The 12,146-nt window shown below is 41.4% G+C and carries 10 protein-coding genes and 1 pseudogene; 3 read left to right on the top strand and 8 right to left on the bottom strand.

What is annotated here, in order from left to right; genetic code table 11:
- Nucleotides 1-68: 68 nt before the first annotated feature.
- Nucleotides 69-713 (bottom strand): type B chloramphenicol O-acetyltransferase, encoded by a 645-nt coding sequence (catB, locus tag AADH33_RS03525; protein WP_348549584.1) that lies wholly within the window; start codon nt 711-713, stop codon nt 69-71.
- A gap of 258 nt (nt 714-971) precedes the next feature.
- On the bottom strand, nt 972-1,400 hold the full coding sequence (locus AADH33_RS03520) for a hypothetical protein (protein ID WP_348549583.1): 429 nt from the start codon (nt 1,398-1,400) through the stop codon (nt 972-974).
- 136 nt (nt 1,401-1,536) lie between these two features.
- Between AADH33_RS03520 and AADH33_RS03515 the strand changes: the two are divergent.
- Nucleotides 1,537-2,762, top strand: a pseudogene (locus tag AADH33_RS03515) (IS3 family transposase).
- A gap of 313 nt (nt 2,763-3,075) precedes the next feature.
- Nucleotides 3,076-3,231 (top strand): hypothetical protein, encoded by a 156-nt coding sequence (locus AADH33_RS03510; RefSeq protein ID WP_207970338.1) that lies wholly within the window; start codon nt 3,076-3,078, stop codon nt 3,229-3,231.
- A 183-nt stretch (nt 3,232-3,414) separates the two neighbouring features.
- Here AADH33_RS03510 and AADH33_RS03505 read toward each other — a convergent pair whose 3' ends face one another.
- From AADH33_RS03505 to AADH33_RS03495, 3 genes are read right to left on the bottom strand one after another with little or no spacing between them, the layout of a single operon-like run.
- Nucleotides 3,415-4,032: a hypothetical protein gene (locus tag AADH33_RS03505; protein WP_348549582.1), complete on the bottom strand. Its 618-nt coding sequence runs from the start codon at nt 4,030-4,032 to the stop codon at nt 3,415-3,417.
- Nucleotides 3,983-4,852, bottom strand: coding sequence for a DUF1376 domain-containing protein (locus AADH33_RS03500; protein ID WP_207970336.1), 870 nt, complete (start codon nt 4,850-4,852; stop codon nt 3,983-3,985). Before AADH33_RS03500 ends, AADH33_RS03505 begins: the two co-directional genes overlap by 50 nt.
- Nucleotides 4,845-5,192 carry a hypothetical protein gene (locus AADH33_RS03495; RefSeq protein ID WP_207970335.1) on the bottom strand — a complete coding sequence of 116 codons (348 nt, stop codon included), beginning with the start codon at nt 5,190-5,192 and terminating at the stop codon, nt 4,845-4,847. Before AADH33_RS03495 ends, AADH33_RS03500 begins: the two co-directional genes overlap by 8 nt.
- Nucleotides 5,193-5,294: 102 nt before the next feature.
- On the opposite strand from AADH33_RS03495, the gene AADH33_RS03490 reads away from it, so the two are divergent.
- Nucleotides 5,295-5,873, top strand: a complete 579-nt coding sequence (locus AADH33_RS03490; RefSeq protein WP_207970334.1) for a LexA family transcriptional regulator — start codon at nt 5,295-5,297, stop codon at nt 5,871-5,873.
- 11 nt (nt 5,874-5,884) lie between these two features.
- Here AADH33_RS03490 and AADH33_RS03485 read toward each other — a convergent pair whose 3' ends face one another.
- The 3 genes from AADH33_RS03485 to AADH33_RS03475 are packed head-to-tail and all read right to left on the bottom strand — an operon-like array spanning nt 5,885 to nt 12,076.
- Nucleotides 5,885-9,229 carry a site-specific integrase gene (locus AADH33_RS03485; RefSeq protein ID WP_348549581.1) on the bottom strand — a complete coding sequence of 1,115 codons (3,345 nt, stop codon included), beginning with the start codon at nt 9,227-9,229 and terminating at the stop codon, nt 5,885-5,887.
- Nucleotides 9,211-11,565 carry a hypothetical protein gene (locus AADH33_RS03480; protein WP_348549580.1) on the bottom strand — a complete coding sequence of 785 codons (2,355 nt, stop codon included), beginning with the start codon at nt 11,563-11,565 and terminating at the stop codon, nt 9,211-9,213. Before AADH33_RS03480 ends, AADH33_RS03485 begins: the two co-directional genes overlap by 19 nt.
- Nucleotides 11,546-12,076, bottom strand: coding sequence for a hypothetical protein (locus AADH33_RS03475; RefSeq protein WP_348549579.1), 531 nt, complete (start codon nt 12,074-12,076; stop codon nt 11,546-11,548). Before AADH33_RS03475 ends, AADH33_RS03480 begins: the two co-directional genes overlap by 20 nt.
- Between the last annotated feature and the right edge of the window lie 70 nt (nt 12,077-12,146).

The following is a 12,146-nucleotide window of genomic DNA, read 5'->3' as shown; positions in this document are numbered from 1 at the left end:
TGATACCATCGTAATCATTTTTTCTTTAGAGTATTAAACTATATTTTTTAAATGACTACCGCAGTGAACTATTTTAAATAGTCATCTTTTGATAGGCCTTTCCAGTAATCATAAAGAGCACTGATTTGTGAAGAGAATAATAGCTCCATAGCTGACTTTAATTGCTCTTTACTCCATAGCCACCACTGCATCTCTAACAACTGCGCTATTTCAATTTCTGTAAAACGATAGCGTATATGTTTAGCTGGGTTTGAACCCACAATTGAATACGGCTCGACATCTTTAGTAACGACAGCGCGACTACCAATAACAGCCCCATCACCAACAGTAACCCCGCCCATAATTATGGCCTCTGTACCAATCCAAACATCATTACCAATAACGGTATCTCCTGAACGTTCAAACCCATCCTTCGCGCCGAGAAACTGCTCTTCGCTTTGATAAAAGAATGGAAAGGTGCTTATCCATGAGTTTTTGTGACCTTGGTTTCCTGCCATCATAAATATTGCACCTGAACCTATGGAGCAATAACGCCCAATAATTAATTTATCTACGTCCGTTCGATCTGGTGCTAAATATCGGGCACAATCATCAAAATTATGTCCATGATAGTATCCTGAATAGTAGCTGTGCTCACCCACAATAATATTAGGGTTAGTAACTTGTTCTTTAAGAGGTTTGCCTTCAAAGGGGCTTTCAAAGTAATTATTCATGCTATCAATACCTTTTTAATATTTTTACTTCAGTAACCGGCCTAACTCGTATCAGTTCATAAATATTGCATAATTTCGATAGCTGCGCTATTTACTTCGATAAAAGCCACTATTAGTCCCCCACTTGGTGAGTTGGGTTCAATAGTTACTTTTTAGTTTTCAATTCTTTAGTTAGGCCATCTACTACAAACGCTACGTGAGGTATACTATTCATTCAATGAGTTAGCAGCCTTTTCCGATATCGCTTAGATTTATCTCTTATGTGGGCGCAGTTTCTATTGCACCAGCAACAGCACAACCCTGATATGTTTTGCCTGCATAGCTTAATGTGGCAGTAAATTCATTTTGATAGCCATTGTTATCGATACAAATATTTTTCCGTATATTCAAAATAATAGGTTGCCCGTTTACTGTGCTCGCATATTCTATATCTTCAGTATTGGCGGACCCCACTACTACAACTGTAGTAGGCTTTAAGAAATCTGCTTCTATACTTAATTTACTCTCTTCAACCACTGTTCGCCAACTTTTATCGTTGTTACCAAAAGCGGTAAATGCCGCTGACGCTATTGGCATTTCTATTGTAGGTTGCTGACTAAAGTCCATGGTGGTGGCTTGATGGTTATTACAAGCCACTAGAGCTAAGCTACCCGTTAAGCACATTGTCATTAGAAGCAAAGAACGCATAATTTTCCCTTTGAATATAATAGGAGAATACTGCTATCTAGCAGTGTTCTCTTTGTTTACATGATGAAATTTGAGCTATGCTGAAGAAACCGTAGATGTAAACTTGGTAAACTAAGCGTATTAATCGGAGTTTATCATGACCAAGAAAGTAAGAAGTTACAGTGACGAATTTAAAGCCGAGGCCGTCAAGAAGATAGCAGACAATAATGGCAATATCTCAGCGACCGCAAAGCAGCTTGGCATCTCCATGCAGACCTTATCTAATTGGCACAATAAAGCCAATCAAGGCAAGCTTATCGGCACAGAACAATATGATCCTGATCTTATGGCAGCTATTCAGGAAATAAAGCAGCTTAAACGACAGCTTAAAGTGGCTGAAGAGGAACGAGAGATATTAAATGAGGAGGGATAAAGCGAAGCGCTGCTTCGCCCCGACGCAAGATGAGAGCTATGCTCGAATGAGGCCACGGCGTACTTTGCCAAGCACAGCTAGTTAGGTGCGCCTTTATCAAAGACAATCAGCCGCTCTTTAGTATCGGCTCCATGTGCCGTGTATTAAACGTAAAGCCATCAAGCTACTACGACTGGATAAGCCGCGGTCTCAGCGATCAACAGATACATCGCAACCATTGTGAGCTACTGGTTAAAGCCGCTCACAATGAAACTAAAGAACGTTATGGTGTTGAGCGTTTGCATGCAAAGCTAACAGAGCAAGGCCATGACATTAGCCTATACATGGTTAGAAGCATAAAAGAAGAATACGGCATCAAATGCCGTCGTCACAAACGCTTTAAAGTCACTACTGACTCCGATCATAACAAGCTTGTTTATCCAAACGTGCTAGATCAGCAGTTTGATGCTAAGCGTCCTAATGAGTCTTGGGTCAGTGACATCACTTATATTTGGACAAGTGAAGGCTGGTTGTACTTAGCTGGAGTCAAAGACTTATACACCAAAGAGCTGGTTGGCTATGCTATCAATAAACGCATGACAGCAGACTTAGTATGCCGTGCACTCAACATGGCCATTAAGAATAAACGCCCAAGTAAAGGACTGATTGTGCATTCAGATAGAGGTAGTCAGTATTGTAGCCATGCTTATCACAAGATCATCAATCAGCATCAGTTTATAGGATCAATGAGTGGTCGTGGCAATTGTTTCGACAACGCTCCCATAGAAAGCTTTTGGGGCGTCTTAAAGAATGAGCTGGTATATCATCAGGATTATAAGGCTAGATTTACAGCTATCAACGATATCATTAGATACATCGAGCTGTACTACAACCAAACGAGGATTCAAAAGAGCTTGGGCTATAAATCGCCAAGACAGGTGTGGTTTGATTATTATCGTCAGGCTGCGTAATTAAAATCTCCCAAGTTTAACTGTACGGATTTGACGGTAGGGGTCAGAATGACCCCTGTCGTACAGGAATGACGTTGTCCAAATTGGTATAGTCACTGCTCTACAAAAGAGTTATGATTTGGATGAATTGAACCACCCCAGGATTGTCATATTCTCTCAGAATTTTGAGTCTCCGGAGCCCACCCTTGGGCGGTTCATACATAGTATGAATAGTTTGTGAAAAGAATAAGCTACAGTTCTATTTATTTCTAATTCATATAAAATATGTCCAATTCAATATTGTTGTAGTTACTTGTTTACTTGGGATCTTTATATGAGTATTAAAATGATAGTAATCATGGCTGTTACTGCCATTCTTGCTTTCTGGCTTGGTATTAAAGCTCACGAACGTCACTATAATGATATTTGCTTAGATCTAGGTGGAGGCCAAAATCCAGGAAACCATCCTATCTGTGTCATTGATCGATAACCGAGACCATCCCAGATTCTGTATAACTGCCATTTAAATTTCACTATAATAACGAAAGACCCAATATGGGTAATGGTGGCTTTACGCCGATTCAGAGACTTAATATGGCAGCTTAGTTCTACTTATTTGGTGTTTTAAATATGGGGGTACTTCCCTAGCAAGTAGCTTTATCCTACTTCATATTCACTGCATATCACACCGGCTAAACCCCTCTAAAAATGCATTCACGGTTGCAGCAAAAGGGCTGTCATCTCTCATTGGCATATGCTGATGGGTGACGCGCTGCGTTTTTGGTAGAGTAAATGACGCACCATTAGCGTGCTCCGAGCATACTTTTGGATAAATCTGTTGCCAGCGTTGATAGGTGATTGCCTCAGCGCGGCTTTTTATATCCCAAAACCCAACGCGCCGCGCAGTTTCATACACCACAGCATGCGCATAGCGTTTGGATGCAGCGCTCAAGTAAGCTTCTCGCATATCAGGGTAGCCAGATGCATCTTGATCGGCAAGCGCTAATAAATCACGCGCTGAGCTTGGTGGCCATTCTTCAAGAATGGAGCGCTCTTTTGCTTGTTGCCACCGCTCAGCACTTGGCTGCAAGTGCAAGACCACCTTTGCCCACAATAATGCTTTTTGTACCGGATAGTCTGCTGCCTTGGCCTTATTACCGAAGTTTAACTGCCATTCACCAAATAGCCGTACGATGTCATGAGTCAGTGCGCGTAGCTGCTCATTACTGCATCTGGCTTTATCACGCTGTGCCTGCAAAGAGAGCATCGACGCTTTGCTGGGTGTGCTCAACGTAATTGGCAGCTTGTTCAAATGCGTTGTCAGTTTTGTGTCTTGTACGAAGTATTGATGCTGTCCCATCAGTTTGCTCCTTTGTCTTTTTATTATGGCGGCGATATTTGTTGTCGTTACCAATCCAAGCGATAAGCACATCACATCGCCTCTCGTGAGTGAGGATCGGTCGTCCTAGCAGCTCTTGTTCACTGTAGTAATTTTTAAAGGTCGTCACATGCTGCTCATAATCGTGAGCGTTTAACTGTGGCACATGGGGCGCTGACTGTTTGAGACATTTATTCACCTCATCTTGTGATGGCACTATCCAATTTTTTATATCAGGCATTTTTGCTGCTGAGTGAGAAAGAGAAGATTTAGATGATGATGACGATAATGGGCACACCTCAAGCATCTTGTAAGCATTGCCTGAGCATGATGAATCAGATGCTTGAGGTATGCTTGTAGGTTGCTTGTTGTCTTTAGTATTTTTATGCCACCGCGCATCAGCGGCTTTTTTGGCGCGCTCTGATTTTGTTTTTTTATTAGTACTCGCTTGCTGCTTTTTGTCATCTAGATAGTTTGAATACAGACTGCCCTCATGCTCCTGAAAGATACCTATGCTTAATACAAGAGTTATAAAGCACTTCGATTTTGACTTTGATAGCCCTGTGATGGCTGCAATGATGGTATCATCATGCGGTATCACGCCATTTTTCCAATAGTCCATCATCAGCAGGTGCAAAGCGCCGATTTGCTCTGTATTTAGCCTTGTCGTCATCGCCAGCATCTCACCGATGTAGACCGGCAGCCAGATACCGACATCATCAGATTTACTCATGACATCCCCCCTTCTCTACTTCAGGCATCATCAAAAATGCATCCACACTCTCAAAGCGCTCAAAGCTGTCTTTTGCCAGCTGAAATAAAATATCAATCTTGTGATGGTCATAACACTGCATCTGTATAGGTACAACCCTCAGCTCACAAATGGCCAATAAGGTCGCAAACTGTTCAAGGCGACTACCCGCTTGACTGCTATCCATCCATCGACCTATGGTGGTGGGATCAACGTTGAGACTTTGTGCCAGATAACAGCGTTTATGAATGGCAACTTTTTGCAGTATGTCAGCTTGGATACTGCGTGAATGTGCAAGATGTCTATCGGATAATGAATTCATAACGGGCTTCCAACAGCTAAGGTAAGTTTACTTACCTATTAAAGCACACAAAACTTACCTTCTCAACTGCTAAGATGAGGAGATAATTAAAAAGGTGAGGTTATGCAAACACTGGGACAAAAACTATACCAATTGAGACAAGATAAAGGCCTTGCCCGTACAGCCTTGGCAATAAAAATAGGCGTATCGAAAACAGCAATAAAAAACTGGGAAGATGATGAGAATATACCAAAACTGGAGTATTTGCAGCTGTTAGCTGATTACTTCGATTGCGATATAAACTATTTAATGCAAGGTGACAACAAAGAAAACTTACCTTCATTAATTCAAGAACAGCAAATACCCACAATAAATAAATCAGATGTATTATCATTTCGGAAATATAATGAACAGCTATATTGGCTCATAATCGATGACGACGCTATGCAGCCTGTATTTAAGCCAAAGCATCTGGTACTTATTAACCCCACCCTAATGCCTCAGCCTGGCGATTACGTGGTGGGTATAAACGATGATCAGGTTCTATTTAGAAAGTGGCGCGATTGCGGCATTGACGACACACGAGGGCAAAACTACTCACAGCTGGTAGCGCTAAATCCCGACTATCCGCCCCTTGATAGTCGGTTTACTACGTTTGAGGTTTGCGGGGTCGCCACCGAGCACAGAATAAAACTAAAATAAGCTGCGAGCGCTTATACTGATTCTGTCAATGATTGATCGTTGTCGATTGCCAGAGCATCATCGGTGATAAGCATCATATGTACAAAAAAACGCAATAATGGTGAAAACTTCCATGCACTTTTATTGCGCTGAGACTCTCGATTATCTGGCGTGGCAATACCAATATGTATGGTACTGATATCTGCTTTATGAATACGCCTGATCTTATCATCTGCAATACCAGCTACTTTTGACTGCTCCTCATCATGACCAGCCATAAGCCAGTTTTTGGCAGGTAGCAGCTGTGTGGCAATATCTATAAAACGCCGTAGCATTTGCGCCTCTTTATAAGGAAAAGACACGAAGGCTCTACTACCAGATAAGCGCTGTTGGCTTGTCCTTATAAACCACTGCCAATCATCTATTGAAGTATCACGTAGGATAAGCGCGCTGTTTTGGAGCGATGATAATAGCCGAAAGTCACTTTGGTATTGAATACTGATAGGGCTGATATCTTCAGATTTTGTAAACCGGCCTTGACCTCTAATCGATATAATCTTAGCAACCGTGCGCGCTCTATCAACGATAATAGTGGCATCATAAATATCGATATGAGTGAGTAAAGCGGCATTTTTTACTGACTCATTTTTATCGATATGCCGTAATAGTGCCCACACCCGATTGATGCCATAGCGCATAAACAAACTGTTAGATGACACAGCAGATGCGATTAAAGGCGTTGATAAATCCGTAAAAAACTTTGGTGAGGCGCGCTTATGCTTCACGATATTTCTTAATAACAGCACGCGGATACTAGGCAAGCTGACCTTATCGTTTTGGATGATCGCATGGTTTTGCTTAAGCTGTTTGTTGGCAAACCCAGTAATATTATTGATGATTTGAGTTGACAGCTTGATATCAGCAATGCTTAGAGCATAAGTTGCCATGAGTACGGCAAAGTGATGATAATACTCAAAGCTACGCTGCGGGGACAGATGCCCCATAATGCCAGATAACGCATACCAGCGATCCTGCGCGTGAATGTGTTCGCCCAATACGCTTGTCTTTATGCGTAAAATATCTTGCTCATTATAGTCCGTTAACGCGCAAGTTAGCTCAGTATCCCCGCATAACAACAACGCAAGATTACTCACTGCAGTATGCCGAAACGCATGAAAGGTATGACTTAATTGATTATCATCTATTGATATATCGTTTAAGAGACGTTTTAGCAATTGTAGCGGTACATGATCATCAACCGGATTTTTTGATGAGGATAAACTAAACATGAAATGATTAGGGTTGATACCTATGCTGCTTTGGGCGTATCTGATAAAAAACGCCAGCTCATCCGGCTGCAGTAGCGCAAAAATAGGAATACGGCGGTTGCTGCTGGCTGTTTTTAGGCCGCGATAGCTGTTACTGCGGACCACTATTGATGGCATCAATGTATCCAGCCCCTCGATATCTATAAACCTCAAGCCCAAAAGCTCTTTTTTACGCATACCAGTGCGGTATACCAATATAAACATCAGCGCAAACATCTCACGCTCTAGTATATCTACGCTGGTTAAAACCTGCTTAATCAGCGCATGATATATCGGCGGTGATACCAGCTCAGCTCGTACGCGGTGACCGCCTTTTTCATAAGGAATAATAGCGTGAGCAAAATTATAATGATCGCGTGCAAAGTTATGCAATCGCTGAAATAATTTGGCGTAATAAGACACATCACTATGATGACGTGCGATACTTTTATATTCTAAAATGTCCTCGTAGAGCATCTCAAAATCTTCAGCATCGAAAGACTCAAGGTTTTGACCTTGGGTAAAATACAGCCATTCATAACCGATACTTTTAACATATTGCAAAACGGATGAATGCTTGGGAGCTTTAGAGGAGTCATTGGTTAAAAAGTCCATTATCCAATCTAACAGCACGCGTGCATTCGTGGCAGTGTATTGCTGTCGGCGCTTCTCAACTCTCTCGATCAAGGCGGGCGGCGGGAGCTTTAGTCGTTTATTTTTAAGCTTTTCTGCAAGCTTAAAATCTTTTGTGATATCTGTAATCAAGTCTGAGTGCCGTACCTTTTTATTATGCCGACTTTGGGCATCGTTTTGCATCATTGGCTCAAGGGTTCGAATAGACAGCTGTAAAATATCATCCAAATCATAAACATAATCAGTGTCATGATAGGTAGGGCTTAAAAACTGCTCAAAGCTTTTCTTAGTCAAACCTGCCGTATCTTGTCTACCACAAAGCACAGTCACTAAGGCTTGATCGATATTGACATCATCCATCTGCTCCCAATGGTAGCTTGCATAAAATAAAAACTGAGTGAATGTTGGCACATGTAGATCAAGCGGTACCGCAATCATTGCCAAAACTCTCATAAGATAGTATTCCGCGCTTTGAAGATCATTTTTACGCGTATTTTCATACTCTTTTTGATAGCGAATAATCCAGCACTGAGTGACCAGATCAACGACACTCTGCTGAGTATTGTAGAGCTGATGACTATCGGCATCGCGCTCATTGCCATAACGCTTTTGCGCAAATCGTGGTGACACTAATAATCGCTGATTGATAAAGGGCTGATATTGCCCTGCAAGTAATGCTTTAAACCAGCCCTCAAGCATAGACTTATTATTAATGCCGCCATAAATCACACCTGAGAATATCAGCCATCCTAACACCTCGTTCTCACTATAGCTTGTGGTATTTTGCCAGAGGACCTGCGCGGCGCGCACAAGCGCGTTGATCTGTTTACCTCGAGCCACCCAACCTTTATCGATAGCGAGCAGATTATATTTGCTAGGAAATGAGACGGTAATGTTGGGGTAAATAAAATCTGCCAGCATAAAATGCCGATTTTGATAATCAATAAAGCGATTGGCCGTTTTGTAGTCACGTTTTATTTGCTTTTTTGTGTGGTTGTTTTTTGATATATGATCATGGATGAAATCTTGAAAGACCGCAAATCCTGCCGAATTGATGGGAGTCACTTGCTCATTTAGGGCCGTATAAAATGCTGCTATCAGTAGATCCCAGCGTAACCACCGCCGATCGATATTGAGATTATGGGTAGCGCTGATTGTATTAACAACCGGTAGAAAAGTTTGTGTATGATAGGCGCAGGCTTTGCGGCAGTACTTATGCGTTCTTTTTACTTTACTCAAATCACTAGGATAGTCTTGCCGTAATTGCTCCCATTTGGTTTGTAAATTAGCGAGCAGCTCAATCTCATAATTACGAGCTTCGCTACTTTGTGCCAGAACATCAGAATATGCCACGTAACGCTTTTTTCTACCGTCAAACTTGGCAAGCTTACTAATGATATTCGGCAGCTCTACACTGTTTATAATGATTGGCAGCATGACGCACCCCTATTTATACTTATTTTATCTAAGCCCAGCATCACCGCGATGCGCTCAAACGCGTAGCTGACACTTTTTATTTGAGACTTACTTGAAGATGAGAAACGGCCAAGTACTTCTTGGCGAGCTTTTTCATGACCGATTACAGCATTAATAAGTACTAATTCCACACCCAGTTTTTCAAGCTGACTGCGTACAAAATGACGTGTCCAGTATGGATTTTCATCGATAATTGACTTGGTCATCTGATAAGCATCGCCGCGTTTAATAATGGTCAAAGCATCAAAACTATCAGACAGTAAACGTAGCAGCGCCACCTCATCACCTAAGCGTATTGCATCGATGTCTGCGCTAATGTCATGTTTTAATAAGTGACTCAGCTGATAATTTATCAAATAGTTTTTATAATCGTTCAGATAGCGCTGTAGCGTTGGACATAAGGGCACAAGCCTTTGGCTTTGTACTTGTCTGATAGGCTTGTCATCAATCAAAAGCCACCCTGATATAAGATCGATATCACTCATGTACCCAATACCATTGTTTGGACGTACGCCTGTTAAGAGGCAAAAAACAAACCATGTAAAAATACTGACTCTATTAAAATGCGTATCGGCATCAAGACTGGTATTGGTTAAGTCATAAATGTCGCGTATCACGCTGTAAGCATACTCAGGCGTTAATGCAAACACAGAGCCTGTGCTATATTTATGCCAAGGTGTGATGTATGAGCTGTCAAAATTGCAGCCATTATTTAACACCTCAAGTGATGACTTATAATGCGCAAAAATTTCCTCGCTACGATGACCACTGTAGTACATAGCAGGTGCCAGCGGCGCGGGCGTCCTACAAATCAGATCGGCAATATGCGCGTTACTATCGGCAGTGTAGCGCGACAGCACAATAGGCAGCGCCGTCTCAATTCGGCTCACTGACAGATACGGCAGCCCAATTTGCGCACGCAGCTGCTTGATATAGGCATTAATATCATTAATTGATGGTAAATCCTGCTCTAACAGATCATCAACCAGCCATTGCGGCAGGGGAATTTTAATCACATCAAACTGGTTTTCGTGCTTGGACTCATCAAAACGACCATCGCGTTTGGTGATGCCCAAACGATGCTGAATGTAGCTGCGCTGAGTGCCTATCTTAAAAATACTGGGATGACCGATATAGCCTGTTATTAATAACGACTCGACGGGTAACGCGGTGATCATAGACAACAACAAGATGCTAGCGCAGCTACGATAACTAGCGTCTATAGATTTAGCGTCTTGGTGAAGCGTGGCAAAAACGGCCTGATAGCTGTTTTTGGGTAGCGCGCGTACGTTTGAATTAAGCGCTAAATCATTTTGAGCAATATGATTTTGTTGTAGAGATAAATCGATGGTTTGGAGTGGTACTGAAAGCACTGACTTTGCTAGATTTTCATTCATGCTCTCATAGTGGATAAATGACGGCTCATAGTGATCAAGAATTTCCTCATGACTGGTGACAAGACCTTCATGCTCTTCAGTTTGCGGCGTGTAGTTTTGAGACTGCAGCGCTGGCATTTTATGATCAATGTCATGATTGGTATCTGACAGCGAGTGCACTATTTTAGCTTTTTGTTTTGGCTGCAAATTTGACATTACTGTCAGATTAATGGGCTTGATGTGTTTAGCAGGTTTGACTTTTATGCGCCGCTTTAGGTAATGCGCCTCTCTATAGGCGTTAATGATCTTGCTGATCTGACTGATTAAAGGTTTTATCAATACTAGCTTATCAATTTCAATTTCAGCCTGACTCTCCAGATTTACTAAAATGTTCTCTAACGAGGCTAAGATACCGTTTGCACTCATTGTTGGCGTATCGGGTAGCTCATCCCAAATCCAAGTCCGCTTATTAGATTCTGAAAACTGCGCCAATTTAAACTGCATGAGCATATTGTTCGTATGCGTTTTTTTATTGTAATGCATAAGTAGTACAGCGGTATGCATGGCAATCGCTAGCCACAGTAGTTTCTGCTGAGCGCTTCTTTGACGTGTTACAACGATATCCTGCATCAAAATCAGCAATTGCATGATGAGCGGTTTTTTAGCCAAGTCAGATTTGCTGATTTTCATCTCATAACGTACCACAGGTCTGAGCACTAATATCTGAATAATTGCTTCAATTAAAACGTTCTGACCATCTGTGCCGTGATAGCTATCTTGTATGGCTATCACGACATCTATGATGGCTTGCAGCGCAGCTTTTCGATGATTAAAACCGTCAATGCCTTTCAAGTCTTTGATTGTATTTATAATGAGATGTCTGTTCAGCGGCTCACGTAGCTTATAGTTGTGTTTTGACACTTGAGCCTCCCTTTTTGCAGCGCTTATAATAGGTCTGCTCATGAATGTTAATCAGATAGCAAAAAGTGGGTATAGAAAAGATATTTTTTTCAAACAGTTGCTGGTTCAGCTCTGGTGTTAAAAACTCATTCAGATCTTGATAGATCGCCTCAATGTTTAATATTTTTTGATATCTAGTAATAATATCAATGAGTTCATAAAACACAGTGTCTACAAAGAACTGGTCTTCGCTGATTTGTACGGTTAATATTATCTGACTTAATAAAGCTTGATCGATATTGGCTGTCTTTAGAAGATAAAAAATCTCAAAATTATTGGTTAAAAATATTCTGTTATCCTTTTTCATTAACAGTATAGGTTTGACAAAGCTCATTTTTTGATGAGTGGATAAGTGGTTAGACGCTTGGATTTGTGGTCTGATAAGCCGCTGATAGATATAAAATAAGGTACTACTCTCTGGAAAAGTAAAGACGGACTGTTTTTTTAGTTTAGCAATAGAAACATTTTCCATATTTATCACTCTCTAGTTTTTAGTTACCTCCACTCTAACTATACGATTAATATTGGCCAGATAAAACAGT

The organism is Psychrobacter sp. KFRI-CH2-11 (assembly GCF_038239325.1).
Classification (GTDB): Bacteria; Pseudomonadota; Gammaproteobacteria; order Pseudomonadales; family Moraxellaceae; genus Psychrobacter; species Psychrobacter celer.
The sequence above is the reverse complement of the archived record's forward strand: the minus strand, read 5'-3'. Positions and strand labels throughout refer to the sequence as shown.